This is a genomic window from Pseudooceanicola sp. DL12 (genome assembly GCF_056270665.1).
In genome coordinates, this window is record NZ_CM149884.1 from 2,729,352 (window position 1) to 2,745,910 (window position 16,559).

Here is a 16,559-nt window from a genome sequence, read left to right on the forward strand (position 1 = left end):
GACGTCAGGCCACGATGCCTCCGTCGGCATCATCTCCGGTCCGCGACAGAAGCGCCTGGACATCGCGCACGCGGATCCGTCGCGACGTGCCGTATTCGATCACGCCGTCCCGGCGCAACTGCGACATCTGCCGGCTGACCGTCTCGGTGGTCAGCCCGAGCAGGTCCGCCATTGCGGTGCGCGTCAACGGCAGCTCCATCTCAGGCACATCGCCCACCGGCAGGGCCCGGGCATGCTTGCGCAGGGTATGGCACAACAGGCTCGAGACCTTCTCCTGCGCCGTCTTGCGGCCTAGCAGCAGCATCCAGTCGCGCGCCTCGTCCAGCTCTGTCAGCTTCATCTGCAGGACCCGCTGTGCAATCTCCGGTCGGTCCCTGACCAGCGACCGGAACCGCCCCCGGTCGAAGGTGCAAAGCGTCAGATCGCTGGCCGCCGTCACCGTAAAGGAAGCCGTCGCCCGCGCGTGGCTGTCCATCAGATCCCCCGGAAACAGCAGGCCCACCACCTGCAACCGTCCGTCGTTCAGCGACCGCGAGAGGCTGGCCGTACCGCCCACGACCGTCGCGACGAACTCGGCGGCGTGGCCCTCCATGGCGACCGTGTCGCCGGCGGCAAACCTGCGATACCGTTTTGTCCGCTGCAGGCCCACCATTTCCGCGTCCGAACAGCCACCGCAGAACGCCCGCCTCCGCACCGGGCATTGCGCGCAGGGCTCCCGCGACGAGGTCAGGTCCGAGGGAGGCTGCGCCGTCGCTGTGTTTTGGCCACCCACCTCTGCAGATGGGGCGTCCTTCATCAAATCGAGCAACGAAAACTTGCCCATGCAATCCCCCGGTCGGAACATGTCCGCAATTCCAGGCGCGCGCTCATATGAGCTTTCAGAAAAATCAATCACTTGCGAAAATGGCCGATGCACAATGGCCCCGGCCTCAAAAATACGCGCACATAGTTAATCTTCGTCGATCCAGTCTCATGATGGTTAACATTAGGTTAACATTCTCGAGAAAACGCCGCCGACGCGACGGAAGCCCGGCCTGATAGGCACCGCCGCTGAAAATCTTACATATTAAATACCCCTTTGCTGAGCAGCCAACGCTTCGGAGGCCGAAGGAATTTACCAGTTCTCAAGCGGTGACAGGAAATATGACCGGCGAGTCCCGGGATTCTTGGAAAGGGTTGCAATGCTGGAGCGTCTCGCCGTTGGACGGAAACTCATCGTCGCGCTTGCCGGCATCCTTCTCATCGTGCTGACCGGCACGGCGATCACCCTCTGGTCCCTCCTGTCTCTCAGCGAGCGCGGCATCACCATTGGCGAGCGTCTGCATCCGCTCGGGACGGCCGCCCAGCGGATCGTGATCGCCGCAACCGATGCCCACCTCATCATGGAAGAAGTCATGGGCGGGGATTCGGCGGAATCCGTCGACGAGGTCTATGCCTATCTTGACGAAGCGCGGGCCTATGCGAATGCCATCCTCGCGGGCGGCACGGTGCAGGGGCTGACCGTGGTCGGCAGCACTTCGGAGGCCGTGCAGCAACAGATGCAGCGCGTCCTGACCGAACTCGCCACGTTTCACGATGCCGTCGCCAACCGCTACGAACTCCTCTCCGATGACCAGGGGGTGGGCAGCGACGCCGACGAGGCTTTCGACACGCTGTACGAAACCCTTGCCGCGGATCTCGCCGGCCTGGCCGTCTCCCTGGCCGGCGATGCCCGCACCCAGCAACTGATCGGCGAGGCCCGGTATCGGCTGGCGCATGGGCACCTCCTCCTGGCCGAGATCCTGGGCGGCGATGCGGGTGAATCCTTTGACGAGGTGACGGCCTCCTTTGACGCCGCTCGACAGGCGATCAGCGACCTGCCCTTCGCCACGAGCCAGACCGCACAGGTGATCGACGGGATAGAAACCCTTTCAAGCCTTGCCGAGAGCCGCCACGACAGCACTCTGGCGCGGCAAAGGACGCTACTCTCGGCCGATGTCGTCTTCGATGCCGCCTTTACGCATTTCGTCGAAACCACCGACCGGGCCCGCGAGTTGATCCGGGCCGAGATCGAGGCCGGCACCCAGGCCGTCCGGGACATGCGCAACATAGCCCTGATCACCGGCTGCGTGGCCGGCCTGCTGCTGCTGGCGACCTTTGCCCTTGCCTATCGCATGCTCGATCAGCAGATCAGCCAGCGCCTGACGGTCCTGGCGCGCGTCATGCGAGAGCTGCTGCAGGGCAATCTCGACGCCGAGGCGCCGCATTGGCGTACCGAGGACGAGGTTGGCGTCCTGCGTGACAGCGTCGACGAGCTTCGGGCCGCGCTCCTGCGTCAGCGCGAACTTGAAGAGGAGGCAAGTCGCGCCAAGGCCCGCACGGAGGAGCATGCCCGAGCGGCTGCACGGCAGAGCGACCTGGCCGAAGAGGCCCGCAAGGCCGCCGAAAGGGAACGCGAAGCCACCGCCGAACGGGCCGCCGCCGCCGAGGCCTTTGCCGGCGATTTCAGCCGTATCGCCGCCCGCGCCCGAGAAGGTTTCTTCGACGTGCGCATGTCCGAAGAGCTGGCCGATGATCACTTCCGGGCCCTGGCCGCCGGGATGAATGCCATTCTCGCCACGGTCGAAGCCGGCCTCGCGGATACCGGCCGTGTATTGCATGGAATCGTGCAGGGCGATCTCTCCCAGCGCATGAAGGGCCGCTACAGCGGCGAATTCGCCCGCCTGCAGAATGACGTGAATGCCACGATGGAGCGGCTCGACAGCCTCGTCTCGCAGATCCTGACGACCGCCGACACCATCGCCCAGGAAACCGGCGCCATTGCCACGAATGCCCGCGATCTCTCTGCCCGTGCCGAACATCAGGCCGCAACCGTCGAGCAGACCTCTGCCGCGATGGAGCAGATGTCCGATAACGTGAAGAGCAACGCCGGCAACGCAGAGAGCGCCGGCACGATCGCGCGCACCGCCACCGAGAGCGCCGAACGCGGCGGCGCCGTGGTGAACAAGGCCATCGAAGCCATGGACCGGATCGAGGCCCGTTCCGGCGATATCCGAAAGATCGTCGAGGTGATCGATTCCATTGCCTTCCAGACAAACCTCCTGGCCCTGAATGCCGGGGTCGAGGCCGCTCGCGCGGGCGAAGCCGGCAAGGGGTTTGCGGTCGTCGCCACGGAGGTCCGCGGCCTCGCACGCAGCGCCACGGAGGCGGCGAAGGACATCAACGACTTGATCGAGACCAGCAACAAGGAAGTTGCCGAAGGGTCTCGCCTGGTCAACGACAGCGGTGAGGCCCTCAGCCAGATCGTCTCCAGCGTCACCAATATCTCCTCCCGGGTCGCAGAGATCTCCCTGGCCAGCCGCGATCTTGCCACCGGCGTCTCCGAAGTTTCCGCTGCCGTCGGCTCGATCGACACGACCACGCAGGTCACCGCGTCCCTGGCCGTGGAAAGCGCCGATGCCGCGGCCCAGCTCGCCGAACGCGCCGCCGATCTGCGCGATCTCGTGAGCTTCTTCAACATGAGCCCGGCGCCTGCACGGAAGGGCCCCTCAAGACTGCGCGCCTAGGCCCGCCGACGCCAACCACTGCACCACGCCAATTCCCCTCTGCCGAACTCGGGCACCACTGCCCTGAGCCCCGGCCCGATGCCGCGACCCGGCCCCTTCCTCGGGCAGGACATATCTCAGGCCGCGCCGACCTGGCTTTTCCGCATATCCGCACTTCGTCATTTCGCCATCTCCGGATACCCTGAGCCCGCGTGCAGCCAGAAGACCCGGCTCGCGCTCCAGGCGACCGGACGGGAGAGAGACGGATGCCCTATTACACCCAGCTTGGGCGGCCTCAGCCCGATGGCACACCGGAAGAGACCCTGCGCAAGCGTACCATAGCGGGGCTCCGGCGACGGCGCTCGGCCCTGCGCGCGCATTTCCCCGATGACACTGATCGCCTTCACAGCCTGCGGATCGGCACCTGGAACCTGCGCGAATTCGGCGGCACCTCCTATGGCGGGCGCGACAGTTACGAACCGCTCTACTACATGGCCGAGATCCTCTCGAATTTCGACATTGCGGCCCTGCAGGAGGTCCGCGGAGATCTCGACGAGTTTCACCAGCTGTTGAGGATCCTCGGCCCCGACTGGGATTTCATCGCAACTGATGTCACCGGCGGCGATGCCGGAAACGGCGAGCGCATGGTCTTTGCCTACAACAGCCGACGGGTCAGCTTTCGCAATATCGCCGGCGAGCTGACTCTGCCGGACGGAGAAAAGGTCCTTGCCGATATCGGCGAGCGCCTGAGGCTGGAAAACGGGCTGACGCTCGAGCTCCCCCCGGGCACCGACCTCTCCGGGACCTACCGCGCGCATTCCGCAAGGCAGGATGACGGCACGATCGAGCTGAAATGGGATCTCGACATCCCTCTGCCGCCCGGCAGCCGGCTGAGGCTACCCGACGGGGCCATGCTCTCTGTCACCCGCGGCACGCAGGTGACACGGCCTCCGGGCACACGTGGCCAGGTCACCGTCGATCTGCCCGGCACGGAACATGACGGCGAAGAACTTCGCCTGCGCCTGCCTCCCGGCAGCCTCGACACCAGTCTGCGGCAGTTCGCGCGCACCCCCTTCGTGGTCAGCTTTCAGGCCGGCTGGCTCAAGATCGATCTGGCCACCGTCCACATCCTGTACGGTGATGCCTCCGAGCCGCGTCTTCTCGCCCAGCGGCGGGCCGAGATCGCCCGGCTCACCGAGGCGCTCGGCAGGCGCGCGGCGGCCGACATGCAGGCCAACCCGGGCAACCCCGTGCTGACGGCTGTGCTGGGCGATTTCAATATCCTGAGCGCCGAGCACGAAACCATGGAGGCGTTGCAATCGAACGGCTTCGAGGTGCCCGCGGCGCTGCAGTCCATCCCCGGCAGCAACGTCCGCCGCGACAAGGCCTATGATCAGATTGCCTTCTGGGATCCCACCGCCGACCGGGGCTATGTGCATTTCGAGGTGCGCGGCGCCGGCATCTTCGACTTCTTCCAGCAGGTCTACCGCAGCGACGAGGAGGCCACCTACCGCCCGCTCATGCGCAAGCCCAACTGGAAGTACGAGACCTGGCGCACCTACAAGATGAGCGATCACCTGCCCATGTGGATCGAGCTGAAGAGCGACTTCTCCGATGCCTACCTGGCTGCCTGCGACCAGGCCGGTGCGGCAGGAGACTAGACTTCCGGCCCGCCCTCGGTCTCCTCCCCGCGCAGGCCTGCGCCCTGGGCCGGCAACTGGGATACCATGCCGAAGATCTCTGCCACCGAACTGACCTCCAGCTTCTCCAGGATCCGCGCCCTGTGGTGATCGACGGTGCGCGGGCTGATGTCCATGGCTCGGCCGATCTCCTTCGAGGAAGTCTCCGACGGGTTATCGATCATATGCTGCACGATCTCGCTCTCGCGCCGCGTCAGCCTGTCGAACCGCGTGGCCAGCCGCGCGCGCTTGTCCCGCTCGGCCCGCAGGGCAAAGGCCGCCTCGGTGGCATCGTGGATCCGTTCCATCAGCGTGCTCTGGCGGAACGGCTTTTCCAGGAAATCGATCGCCCCGCCCTTGATCGCCCGCACCGCCTCGGTCACCCCGCCATGGCCGGTGACAAAGATGATCGGCAGCGTGTGCCCCTGCGCCGTCACATGCGCCTGCAGGTCAATTCCGGACATGCCCGGCAACCCGTAGTCGAGGATCAGGCAGGCCATCCGCTCCGGGTTCCAGGCGCTCAGAAAGGCCTCTGCCGTCTCGAATGTCTCCACCGCAAGGCCGCGCGTGGTGATCGCCCGCGACAGGGCACTGCGCAGGTCCGGGTCGTCATCGACCACGTAGACGACAAAGGGTTCTTCCGACATCTTGCCTCCTGCCCCGATCCCGGGATCGCTGTTCACCTGGCCGGTCATGCCTCTTCTCCGCTCTTCGCGTCCGGGGGCTCGCCCTCTGCCGCGCCTGTTCCGGGGGCCTGCCCCGCGACCAGCGCCATGAAGAAGCTCGCGCCGCCCTCGTCGTTGGTTTCGTGCCACAGGCGGCCATCGTTCGCCTGCATGATCGAACGGCAGATCGACAGCCCCAGCCCCAGCCCCTCCGCCTTCGTGGTCTCGAACTGCGAGAACAGGGTGATGCCCGGGTCGATGCCAGGGCCATTGTCCTCGACCGCCACCAGGATATGCCGGGCCGGGCCGGGCTGGCCACCCATGTGCCCTTCCATCCGCTCGCAGCCGGCCTCGCCGCGCACCCGCACCGTCACGTGGCGGTCGTTGCGCCTCTGATCGTCAAAGGCCTCGATGGCATTTCGCAGCAGGTTCACCAGCACCTGCGCGATCTGCACCCGATGCCCCATGACCCAGGCGACCTCCCTGCCCTCCTGCGGCTCCAGCGCCCAGTTCACCCGCAGGTCCACACCGGCCTCCTCGGCCTCGTGCCGCACCAGGCTCTGCACCTGCGCCACCAGCTCGCGCAGCTCGAAGGGGGCGGGCTTGGTCTCGTCCTTGCGGACAAGGCCGCGCAGGGCGCGGATGATCTCGCCCGCCCGCAGCGACTGCCCCTCGATCTCGAAGAGGGCCTCCTTCAGGCCCTTCGGGCTCTTCTCGTCCTCTTCCAGCAGGTAGAGTGCCGTGCCCGCGTTCTGCGCAATGGCCCCCAGCGGCTGGTTCAGCTCATGGGCCAGACCCGCCGCCAGCTGTCCCATGGTATTGCCCCGCGCCAGCAGCGACAGCTCGCGGTTCAGCTCGCTGATCTTGCCTTCGTGCTCGCGCTCCTGCGTCACGTCCTCCAGCGTCAGAACCTCGTGCAGCGCGCGCCCCTTGTGGTCACGGATCAGGATCGCGTTCACCCGCACCCAGATCAGGCTGCCGTCGGCCCGCACCATCCGCAATTCGCGGTTGGTCGAAAAATCCTCGTCGTCCGGGGCATCCTCGGGCGGCAGCATCGCCCGGTCCGGGCGATAGACAAGCTCCGTGAAGGTCTTCTCGTGCAGCTCTGCATCGCTGAAACCGGTGATGTCGCTGACCTGCCGGTTCACCCGGATGAACTGCCCTCCGCCGGGGCGGATCTGGGCCATGCCCCGTGTCGACAGCTCGAAGGTCAGGCCATATTCGCGCTCGGCGTTGCGCCGTGCCGCGATCTGCTGGGTCAGCGCGGTGTTCACCGCCTCCAGCTCGCGATAGGTGCGCGGCATCGGGTCGTCGGGGTCCAGTTCCCCCTGCGAGACCAGCGCCGACCGCACGGCCAGCGCCCTGACCGGACGGTGGATCGAATTGGCCAGTGCCAGCCCGATCAGCCCGGTCACCCCGGCCACCGCCACCGCGATCCAGAGGTTCGCCGTGCGGTTCTCCTTGATCTCGGCAATGAAGTCGTCTTCGGGCGCATAGACCCCGATCGTCCAGGGCAGCGCCTCGCTCAGGATCGGCATCGCCAGCGAGACATAACGCTCACCGCCCAGCGTGAACTGCCGCGAGACCTCCTCGGTGACCTCGGGCCGGGCCGCGTCGAACAGGCCACCAAAGGCCGCCCGCCCCACCGGGTCGCTGAATTCGCTGATCTTCATGAAGCGCACCGAGCCGTCATCATCGCGGACCGTCAGCTGGTTCTTGTTCTGGTCCGCGATCACGTCGCCGTTGCGGTTGATGATCATCGCCCGGCCGGACACGCCGATCTGCAGCCGAGACAGGAAATCCGAGATCTCGCTGATCTCGATGTCCACCCCGATCACGCCGCTGATCTGGTCGTCGTTGGTGAACACCGGTGCCGCCAGGGTGATGCCCGGCTGCCGCGAGGAAAAGAAGATATAGGGATCGGCCCAGATCGTGCCACGTTCCTGGCTGGCCCTGATGTACCAGGGGCGCGACCGCGGATCGAAGCGGTCCTCGGGATCGACCTCGGTGCGCACCACGTTGAAATCGCTGTCGCGCCAGATCAGGAAGGTGCGCCGCACCCCGTGATCCATGGTGATGATCTTCGACCGGAAGAGGCTGGGGTCGGCATCGCGCATGACGAAGACAAAGCCGCCGTCCTCGTCGCCATAATACATTCCCGATACCTGAGAGGCGAGCTGCAGCTGCTGGAACAGCAGCCGCTCCAGCAGCATCGGGTCGTCGCTGGCCACGATCCGGTTCTGCGCCAGCCGCACCGCAAGCTCGGCCGCATCATGAGCCGGCTTCAGGAACCCGCGCGAGTGTTCCATCGTGTTGATGCCCACGTTGCGCAGCAGGTTGTTGGCATGAAAGATCAGGACCCGTTCAGAGGTCACGTAGGACGAGAAGACGATGACCAGCACCGCCACCAGCTGGAGGCCGGCAAGCCCGAGAAACAATGGAGCGCCGAGAGATTTCTGCACAGCTCGCCCGTCTTTCACCCGTCAGGCGCCGGCAAGGCGCCCGTTCTGGGCGTTGCATAGGGCCGTGCCGGGCGTTGGGCAATCTTCGGACCGTCGGGAAACGCCGTCTTTTCGGTGTTTTTGGGGCAAGGGAGGCCGGATAGTCACGAAATCGTCGCCCACTGGCAGTATACTTGTTTACTTCGACGCGAAACATGCTCACCTGCCTCGCGCGAGGTCCCGCTGCCCCTTGCCGCGAAGGGGCGCTGCAGCCAGAGCCGCCTGCCCCGTTCCTTCCTAGGCAGAACTGCCTAGGCAATGCCGCGCATTTCGATCCCGCGACGTTTCCGATAGGGTTCAGCCGTCGTCGACAATTTAGTCCCCGCAGGTGCCCTTCGTCCCCAACATGAGGCGCCTGCTCATTAAAGAGTATCCTGTCCCCTCCCAACCGGGGGGCATGGGTTGACTGATTGCGCCGATATCCACCTGGGCCCCTTTTCTGGATATCGGCAGCATTCATTTTCCAGAATTTCCTGTTGAATCGGCACCGTTCCAGGGCCGATCCTGCCGGCCCCTCGGGGCCGGCCTTTTTCCCTTGCCGGCCCGGCTTCTCCGGCCCTGAATTGCAGATGCCCCGGCTGCGACCGCTAGAGATAGGTCTCCAGGAATTCCAGCATCTGCGGCAGAAGCCGCGAGGTGTCCGCCCCCGGAAAACCGTGCTCCGCCCCTTCGAGCGGCTCAAAGACCACCGGCACGCCCGCCGCCTGCAAGGCATCGCGCATGTGCTCGGCATGATCGAAGGTCACCACCGTGTCCGCCGTGCCGTGCTGGATCAGCACCGGCGCGGCCGTTTCGTCGACATGCACCACCGGAGAGGCCGCCTCGGCCTGGGCCGCACCGGTCTCCGGCCCGCCCAGCAGCCGCGCGATCGGGTTACCCGGCATGTGCAGCCGTTCCTCCAGGCTGTAGCCGCGGTAGGGAATGCTCATGTCGCTCACCCCGTACCAGTCGATCACCGCCTGCACCTTGCACGACGGGCCGGTCACGCCCACGCTGCCCTGCAATTCCGGCGGCAGGTTCACCCCGAGAAGCAGCGCCATGTGTCCGCCCGCGCTCTGACCGTAAGAGGCAAAGCGGTCCGGATCGAGGCCCAGTCGCTCCGCATGGGCCCGAAAGAACCGCACACCGGCCGCACAATCGTGGATCTGCATCGGAAAGGCGCCCTCGCCCACCAGCCGATAGGAGATCGACGCCACCGCATAGCCCGCCTCGAGCAGCCGCTCCGGGATCCGCAATCCGCGGTTCACCGGGCTGACCAGGTGCGGATGCCCCTTCAGCCAGCCCCCGCCGTGGATATAGATCACCAGCGGATGCGGCCCCGCGCCCGCCGGCACCCGCAGGCTCGCCGTCAGCGGGCGCCACCCCATGAATTGCGCCACGAACAGCTCGGGCCAGGCGCGGCTGCCGTCGGCGGCCTCCACCACGTTCCCGAGGCCGGTATCCCAATCGTCGATCTCGGCGATATGATCTGCTCTCATTGCGTACCTCTGTTCCGTAGCGTCTCTTGTTTCCCTGTCGCCGGCCTAGCGCAGGGCCCGCGCCGCGCGGCGGCGCAGGATCACGTAGACCGGTTCTTCCTTCATCATTTCCGACATCAGCATGGCGCCGAAACATCCCGTCAGCAGCGGCAGCAGCAGCACCGTCGAATTGGTCATCTCCGTCACCAGGATGATGCCCGTCATCGGTGCCCGCACCACCGCCGCGAAAAACGCGCCCATGCCCACGACGGCAAAGGCCTGCGGATGCAGGCCCAGACCCGGCAGCGCCATGTCGGCCACCTGGCCGAAGAACAGCCCCGCCAGTGCGCCCAGCACCAGCATCGGCGCAAAGAGCCCCCCCGGTGTCGCCGCCGCATAGGAGAGCGCGCCCAGCGCCAGCCGCAACAGGAACAGCCCCGGGATCGCCATCAGCAGGAACTGCCCGTCGATCGCCATCTGGGTCAGCCGGTCGCCGCCCCCGGTCAGCGCCGGGGCCAGCCAGCCGGTCAGCCCCACCGCCGCACCGATCAGCCCTGCCTTGACCTCCACCGGCAGGCTCACCCCCTCGACCAGACGCAGCGCGCCCAGCAGGCTGCGGTTGTAGAGCACGCCCAGCGCCCCGCACATCATGCCCAGCAGCAGGAACAGCCCCTGCGCCCAAAGCCCGCCCGCCGACAGGTCCGGCAGGGTGAAATCCACGTGATCGCCCAGCATCGCCCGCGACACGCTGATCGCCCCGGCCGAGGCGCCCACGGCCACCACCGCCACCCGCGCCTCGAACCGCCCCGTCAGCTCTTCCATCACGAAGACGGCGCCGGCGCCCGGCGCGTTGAAGGCCGTGGCCAGGCCCGCGCCCGCGCCGCCCGCCATCAGCGCCCGGATGTCCTGCCAGCGCAGCTTGAAGAACCGCCCGACCAGATGCGCGGCACTCGCGCCCATCTGCACGCTGGGGCCTTCGCGCCCCAGCGCAAGACCGCTGCCGATGGCCAGCAGCCCGCCGAGGAATTTTACCGGGATCAGGTCCGTGTGGCCGGGGGGCATCTCATGCGCCATCACCGCCTCCACGTGCGGAATGCCGCTGCCGGAGGCCTCCGGCGCAAACCGCCGCACCAGCCCTGCCGCCAGCGCGGCACAGGCCGCCGTGCCCAGTATCACGGCCAGCCCCATCCAGGGCAGCCCCCGGGCATGATCCAGCAGGCTCAGCCGTACCGTGTCCGCCTCGCGCAGCGCATAGCGGAAGGCCGCGCCGATGGCCCCGGCGATACATCCCGTCAGAAGTGCCAGAAGCCCCAGGCTCACCAGGCCACGAGCCTCTCGGAAGGTCGGCCGGTGGCCTGCGTGCTCTGGGTCGTCCATGTCTCGAGTCCGTTCTGTCCCGCCCCGTCGGCCACCCTGCCCGGCGGGGCCGGCGCCCTGCCCGCCCTGCCGCAAAGGACCGGTGATCTTCGATTAACCATGCACCTCGGCAAAGCGCAACGGGCGGGGCTTCTTTACGGTTTCTTAGCCGGGCAAAGGGAATATCCCCGGCAACCGCTGCCCGGATCCCGAACCGGTTCGGGCGCGGCTCCTCCTACAGGCCGAGACGACTTGATACGATCACCTATTCCGAAGGCTCCGACAACCGGCCCATGATCTGACGGGCACTGGCTCCGGGCCACCATCCGACAGGGCTTCGCATGCCGACAGGGCTTCGCCAGGGCGACACGACAGATATTCCCGACGCCTCCGCCCCCGTTCGCGGCCTCAGCCTCCGGGCCAAGGTCGTGCTTCTTACGGTGGGGGTGACCGGCCTCACGGCCGTTGCCCTGGCCGCGCTCTTCTTTGCCCGCACCGTCGTGTCCGAACATCGCATCGCGACCGATGCCCTGCAGGTGGCCGCGCCCATTCATGCCGGCGAGATTCGCGATGTGCTGGACCAGATCGAACAGGATGCCCACATCCTGGCACGGATGCCGCCGATCTCCGGCATCATGCGCAGCATTGCCACCCCCGGTCAGATCGACCCCCGGGAATCCTCCTCCTATCGCCAGTGGCAGAGCCGCCTTGCGGCGATCTTCTCGATCATCCTGCAGACCCGGCCGCATTACACCGACATCGTGCTGCTCCGCCTGGACCGGGTCGAGCGGGAGTTGGTCCATGTCGGTCGGGACGGGCATGAGCCGATCCTGATCCGGCCCACGGGACAGGCCCAGCCCGACCTGAGCGCCATCCGGAAGCTGCTGAGCGATCTCGACCCCGCCACCGGGCCTGCCGCCGGGAAACAGCGCGGCCTCTTCCTCCCCGTCGAACCCGGCCCCGAGGATGACACCGGCGGCGCCACGGCCGTGCTGCACCACCTGCTGCCCCTCCATGCGCCCGACGGGCATCTCTTCGGCGCGCTCCTCCTCACCAGCGACTACCACCGCCTGATCATCGCGGCCCGCCCGCATGTTTCGGGCCACTATCGCCTTGTCGTGGTGAACAATTCCGGCGATCGGGTGACCTTCCTCGCCGATGGTCAGGCGCCCTTGCTTGACCGGCCCGCGATCGCGGCCCCTGCCACGCCCTCTGCCGGCGCCCCCCCCGCAGACAGCCGCGGCACACGTGCCTTCCCGCCGCCGGACACCCTGCCGCTGGTGCCCCTGGCTGCAGGCTCCGGCGATGCCCCGGAAGCCCTGGCCGACATCGGCGACAGCCCCGGCTGGCTCACACACACGATCCCCGTCACCGATCCCGAGGCGCCCGGCGGCTTCCGCCTCTTCGTGACCGAGGCCTATCCCGTCTCGCGCCTCTTCGACCAGGCGCGCGCCACCCTGGTGATCGCCTCCGCGCTCTCCGTTCTGCTGGTGATCCTCGCCGGGCTGGCCGCCGGGCTGATGGGCGAGCGTCTCACCCGCCCGCTGCGGCAGCTGCGCAGCCTCATCCAGGCCCATTCCGGAGACCGGCCGCTTCAGATCGACGATGTCGGCCACGACGAGGTGGGCGACCTGACCCGCAGCTTCATCGGCCTTTCCAACGATCTGCTCGTGCAGACCAGCCGCGTTCAGGCCATCCTGAACGGCGCGGCCGACGGCATCGTCACCATCGACGCCCAGGGCCGCATCGAAGAGGTGAACGCATCGGTCGAGCGCCTGCTCGGCCATTCCCGAGAGGCCCTGATCGGTGCGCCGGTCGAAATGCTGATGCCGCCGGAGGACGCCATGCACCATGGCCGCCACCTGGCCGAGACCTCGCAGGACAGCATGGCCCGCCCCATGGCCGGCAACCGCGACATCCACGGGCTGCACCAGGACGGCCATTTGGTGCCGCTGGAAATCACCGTCAGTCGCCGGGTCTATGGCGGGCGGCCGCATTTCATCGGCATCCTGCGCGATGCCACCCTGCGCAAGCAGTCCGAGGCCCAGATGCGCGAGCTGATCGAAGCACTGGAGCGCTCCAATGCAGAACTCGACAAGTTCGCCTATATCGCCTCCCACGATCTCAAGGCGCCGTTGCGGGTGATCGACAATGCCTCCCGCTGGCTCGAGGAGGATCTGGAACCCGTCCTGACAGACGACACGCGCGAGAGCCTGGCGCTGCTGCGCAGCCGCGTTGCCCGGATGGAGCGCCTGCTCGAGGACCTGCTTGCCCATTCCCGCATCGGCCGCACCCGGGACCGCGCCACCATTGTCTCCGGCGACGAGATCGTCGATCACATCCGCGGCCTGATCAACCTGCCCGCCGGCATGACCTTCCAGGCCTCGCCCGCCTTTGCCGAGATCACCCTGCCGAACATGCCCATCAGCACCGTGCTGCTGAACCTGGTCAGCAATGCCATCAAGCACCACGACCGGGCCTCCGGCAGGGTCAGCCTCGACGTCCAGGAGGCCGGGGACGGCTTCCATTTCACCGTCTCCGACGACGGCCCCGGCATTCCACCGGAATTCCACGAGCGCATCTTCGAGATGTTCCAGACCCTGAAGCCCCGCGACCAGGTCGACGGCAGCGGCATGGGGCTGGCTATGGTACGCAAGTATCTCGACCTCGCCGGCGGCTCCATAAAAGTGCACTCCGACGGACAGCGGGGAACGATTTTTGAACTTTTCTGGCCGAAGACAGTGACCGAGACACCGGAAACAACCTCGTCGGAAGGGCAAGCCGCATGATGCTCGATGGCCACCAGCCCCCCCATCGCAGCCCGCTCGACATCATTCTGGTCGAGGATGACGATGGTGACGCCAAGGCGATCCGCCGCGCGCTGGAGAAGGCGCGCATCGCGAATCCGGTCACCCGCGTCGTCGACGGGATCGAGGCCCTCGCGCTGCTGCGCGGAGAGAGCGGCACGCCGCCTGAACGCTACATCCTGCTGGTCGACCTCAACATGCCCCGCATGAACGGGATCGAGTTCCTGGCCGCCCTGCGCGCCGATCCGGACCTGCGCAGCACCATCGTCTTCCTGCTGACCACCTCGAACGACGACCGCGACAAGGCCAGCGCCTATGCCTACAACGTGGCCGGCTACATCCTGAAACAGAACGCGGGCGGGGATTTCCTCAATCTCATCGGCACCCTCGATCACTACTGGCGGATCGTCGAACTGCCAGACATGCCATTGAAACGCCGGAACTGAGCAATGGATGCCCCGACCGTTCTGATCGTCGACGATGACCTGGGGGACCGCAAGATGATCCGCCGGATGCTCGCCTCCGAATGCCCCGACAGCCGCACCTACGAGGTTACCAGCTGCGAAGAGGCGCTGACCTTCGCGGAGTGCATCCCCGATGCCGTGATCCTCGACTACATGCTGCCCGGTCAGACCGGCCTCGACACCCTCGGGCAGATCCGGCGCCTCTGGCCCGGGGTCGCCTGCTTCCTGATGACCGGCCAGGGCGACGAGGAGGTCGCGAAATCCGCCATCAAGGCCGGCGCTTCCGACTACATCACCAAGCGCAGCCTGACGCCCGGCGCCCTGAAACGCATGCTCGAGAACGGCATCGAGCTGGCCCGGATGACCCAGCGCCTCGAGACCCAGCAGCAGGAGCTGACGACCTTCGCCCATGTGCTCGTGCACGATTTCAAGACCCCGGTCCGCGGCGTGCTGAACCTGTCCCAGATGGTTGCCGAGGATATCGAATGTGGTGACATGGAGGCCGCTCTCAAGGGCCTCGCGCTGCTCACCCGCTCGGCCACCCAGATGTCCGAACTGGTCGAGAGCCTGGCCCTGCACATTCGCATGGACCGCGTGGAACAGCGCCGTCAGGCCACCCTGCAGGAGGTCGCCGCGCGGGCCCTCACCGCCCTCGCCCCCGACATTTCCGAAACCGGCGCCCGCATCGAGATCTCCGCCCCCGAACAACCGCTCTGGTGCGCGCCGCCGCAAATCGCCCAGCTGCTGCAGAACCTGATCGCCAATGCCATCAAGTACGCAGGCGAGGCGCCGCCGCGCATCCGCATCGCCGCCGCCCCCGCGGCCGACGGCATGATGCAGGTCGAGGTGCACGACAACGGCATCGGCATCCCCGAGGACCAGCGCGATCGTATCTTCGAACCCTTCCGTCGCCTCGCCGGAGGCGACAAGATCCCGGGCTCCGGCCTGGGGCTTGCCACCTGCCGCAAGATCGTCGAGCGACACGATGGCCGGATCTGGTGCGATGCCAACCAGGACGGCGGCACCACCTTCCATTTCACGCTCGCCGCCCAGGCGCCCGCCTCCCCCGCAGCCCCCGTCAGCCCTCTCAGCCGCCCACCCGGCGCCCAGGTACATTAGCTGCCCCTTTCCTCCGGGCCCCGCGGCGCTAGACTGCGCCGCGCAACCGCCGGAGGCTCCCATGTCGCTCACCCGTCCCGTTCCCGCCGTCATCGCCGTGGTGCCCCGCGGCCAGGGCGTGCTGCTCGTGCGGCGCGACAACCCGCCCGATGCCGGGCTCTGGGGCTTTCCCGGCGGCAAGATCGAGCCGGGCGAAACCCTGGCACAGGCCACCCTGCGCGAGCTGCAGGAGGAAACCGGCATCACGGCCAGCGCCGGTCCGGTGCTCGCGGCCCTCGATGCCATCGACCGCGACGCGGCCGGCCGCCTGCGCCATCACTACGTGCTGATCGCCACGCTCTGTCACTGGATCTCGGGCACGCCAGAGGCTGCCGACGATGTCTCGGCCGCGGCCTGGGTCAGCCTCGCAGACCTCCGCTCCGGCGCCTATGCGCTCAGCAGGGACGTGATGGAAATCGCGGAACAATCCATGCAATACATTTGATTACAGACTGTTCCTCACGTGATGCCTTCAGTGCCCGCTGCCCATCAGCGACACATGCGCCGCGGCCACCTTCCAGCCCGCATCGGTCTTGATCCAGGTCTGGCTCTGCCGCCCGATCCTCTCGCTGCCCTCGCGCCGGAACTCCAGGTTCGACACCCCCATGTCGGCGCCGAAACTGGTGATCACCCGGCGCAGCACCTCGCGCTGCGGCGATCCACCCGGCCGCGCCTTGCGAAATTCGCGGATCTCCTCGATGCCATAGAGGTTTTCGCCCACGCCATATCGCAGCGTCTCGCCACTGTTCCAGAACAGCGCATCCATCGCCTCCAGATCATTGCCCATCAGCGCCGCCTCATAGGCGTCGCAGGCCGCTGTCAGCTCTGCCAGAACCTCCGGCCGGTTGATCTCGCGCATCTCGCTCTCCACTTGCTGTCCATTCGTACAGACTATCCGTTTCCCCCGCGTCGCCCGCAATCCCGCAGCGCCCGGCCTTGCCCCATCGT

At 66.9% G+C, this 16,559-nt stretch carries 12 protein-coding genes; 6 read left to right on the top strand and 6 right to left on the bottom strand.

Annotation, left to right across the window (positions count from 1 at the left end; genetic code table 11):
* Window positions 1-4: 4 nt before the first annotated feature.
* A complete protein-coding gene (locus tag AC0WR5_RS12740) occupies window positions 5-652 on the bottom strand; it encodes a Crp/Fnr family transcriptional regulator (RefSeq protein WP_475863629.1) in 648 nt (215 codons plus the stop codon).
* Window positions 653-1,181: 529 nt separating this feature from the next.
* Between AC0WR5_RS12740 and AC0WR5_RS12745 the strand changes: the two genes are divergently transcribed.
* Both AC0WR5_RS12745 and AC0WR5_RS12750 read left to right on the top strand, forming a co-directional pair.
* Complete coding sequence (locus AC0WR5_RS12745; RefSeq protein ID WP_475863631.1) at window positions 1,182-3,545, top strand: methyl-accepting chemotaxis protein; 2,364 nt, start codon at window positions 1,182-1,184, stop codon at window positions 3,543-3,545.
* A gap of 245 nt (window positions 3,546-3,790) precedes the next feature.
* Complete coding sequence (locus AC0WR5_RS12750; RefSeq protein WP_475863634.1) at window positions 3,791-5,185, top strand: endonuclease/exonuclease/phosphatase family protein; 1,395 nt, start codon at window positions 3,791-3,793, stop codon at window positions 5,183-5,185.
* Here the strand turns inward: AC0WR5_RS12750 and AC0WR5_RS12755 are convergent.
* The 4 genes from AC0WR5_RS12755 to clcA all read right to left on the bottom strand — a co-directional run bounded on the left by AC0WR5_RS12755 (window position 5,182) and on the right by clcA (window position 11,203).
* Window positions 5,182-5,898: a response regulator transcription factor gene (locus AC0WR5_RS12755; RefSeq protein ID WP_475863636.1), complete on the bottom strand. Its 717-nt coding sequence runs from the start codon at window positions 5,896-5,898 to the stop codon at window positions 5,182-5,184. The genes AC0WR5_RS12750 and AC0WR5_RS12755 overlap by 4 nt on opposite strands.
* Window positions 5,895-8,330 carry a cache domain-containing protein gene (locus tag AC0WR5_RS12760; RefSeq protein ID WP_475863638.1) on the bottom strand — a complete coding sequence of 812 codons (2,436 nt, stop codon included), beginning with the start codon at window positions 8,328-8,330 and terminating at the stop codon, window positions 5,895-5,897. The genes AC0WR5_RS12755 and AC0WR5_RS12760 overlap by 4 nt, the downstream gene beginning before the upstream one ends.
* A gap of 626 nt (window positions 8,331-8,956) precedes the next feature.
* Window positions 8,957-9,847, bottom strand: coding sequence for an alpha/beta hydrolase fold domain-containing protein (locus AC0WR5_RS12765; protein ID WP_475863639.1), 891 nt, complete (start codon window positions 9,845-9,847; stop codon window positions 8,957-8,959).
* Between the two features lie 45 nt (window positions 9,848-9,892).
* Window positions 9,893-11,203: a H(+)/Cl(-) exchange transporter ClcA gene (gene clcA / locus AC0WR5_RS12770; protein ID WP_475863641.1), complete on the bottom strand. Its 1,311-nt coding sequence runs from the start codon at window positions 11,201-11,203 to the stop codon at window positions 9,893-9,895.
* A gap of 320 nt (window positions 11,204-11,523) precedes the next feature.
* Between clcA and AC0WR5_RS12775 the strand changes: the two genes are divergently transcribed.
* From AC0WR5_RS12775 to AC0WR5_RS12790, 4 genes are all read left to right on the top strand, one after another.
* A complete protein-coding gene (locus AC0WR5_RS12775; protein WP_475863643.1) occupies window positions 11,524-13,971 on the top strand; it encodes a sensor histidine kinase in 2,448 nt (815 codons plus the stop codon).
* Complete coding sequence (locus AC0WR5_RS12780; protein WP_475863644.1) at window positions 13,968-14,435, top strand: response regulator; 468 nt, start codon at window positions 13,968-13,970, stop codon at window positions 14,433-14,435. Before AC0WR5_RS12775 ends, AC0WR5_RS12780 begins: the two co-directional genes overlap by 4 nt.
* Before the next feature lie 3 nt (window positions 14,436-14,438).
* Window positions 14,439-15,572 carry a sensor histidine kinase gene (locus tag AC0WR5_RS12785; RefSeq protein ID WP_475863645.1) on the top strand — a complete coding sequence of 378 codons (1,134 nt, stop codon included), beginning with the start codon at window positions 14,439-14,441 and terminating at the stop codon, window positions 15,570-15,572.
* 61 nt (window positions 15,573-15,633) lie between these two features.
* Window positions 15,634-16,056 (top strand): NUDIX hydrolase, encoded by a 423-nt coding sequence (locus AC0WR5_RS12790; protein ID WP_475863647.1) that lies wholly within the window; start codon window positions 15,634-15,636, stop codon window positions 16,054-16,056.
* Window positions 16,057-16,083: 27 nt separating this feature from the next.
* On the opposite strand, the gene hpxZ is transcribed toward AC0WR5_RS12790, so the two are convergent.
* Window positions 16,084-16,470, bottom strand: a complete 387-nt coding sequence (hpxZ, locus tag AC0WR5_RS12795; RefSeq protein WP_475863649.1) for an oxalurate catabolism protein HpxZ — start codon at window positions 16,468-16,470, stop codon at window positions 16,084-16,086.
* Window positions 16,471-16,559: the final 89 nt, after the last annotated feature.

Coding starts and splice junctions, on each gene's coding strand:
- AC0WR5_RS12740 (WP_475863629.1), bottom strand. CDS start 652: ATGGTGGGCCTGCAGCGGACAAAACGGTATCGCAGGTTTGCCGCCGGC.
- AC0WR5_RS12745 (WP_475863631.1), top strand. CDS start 1,182: ATGCTGGAGCGTCTCGCCGTTGGACGGAAACTCATCGTCGCGCTTGCC.
- AC0WR5_RS12750 (WP_475863634.1), top strand. CDS start 3,791: ATGCCCTATTACACCCAGCTTGGGCGGCCTCAGCCCGATGGCACACCG.
- AC0WR5_RS12755 (WP_475863636.1), bottom strand. CDS start 5,898: ATGACCGGCCAGGTGAACAGCGATCCCGGGATCGGGGCAGGAGGCAAG.
- AC0WR5_RS12765 (WP_475863639.1), bottom strand. CDS start 9,847: ATGAGAGCAGATCATATCGCCGAGATCGACGATTGGGATACCGGCCTC.
- clcA (WP_475863641.1), bottom strand. CDS start 11,203: ATGGACGACCCAGAGCACGCAGGCCACCGGCCGACCTTCCGAGAGGCT.
- AC0WR5_RS12775 (WP_475863643.1), top strand. CDS start 11,524: ATGCCGACAGGGCTTCGCCAGGGCGACACGACAGATATTCCCGACGCC.
- AC0WR5_RS12780 (WP_475863644.1), top strand. CDS start 13,968: ATGATGCTCGATGGCCACCAGCCCCCCCATCGCAGCCCGCTCGACATC.
- AC0WR5_RS12785 (WP_475863645.1), top strand. CDS start 14,439: ATGGATGCCCCGACCGTTCTGATCGTCGACGATGACCTGGGGGACCGC.
- AC0WR5_RS12790 (WP_475863647.1), top strand. CDS start 15,634: ATGTCGCTCACCCGTCCCGTTCCCGCCGTCATCGCCGTGGTGCCCCGC.
- hpxZ (WP_475863649.1), bottom strand. CDS start 16,470: ATGCGCGAGATCAACCGGCCGGAGGTTCTGGCAGAGCTGACAGCGGCC.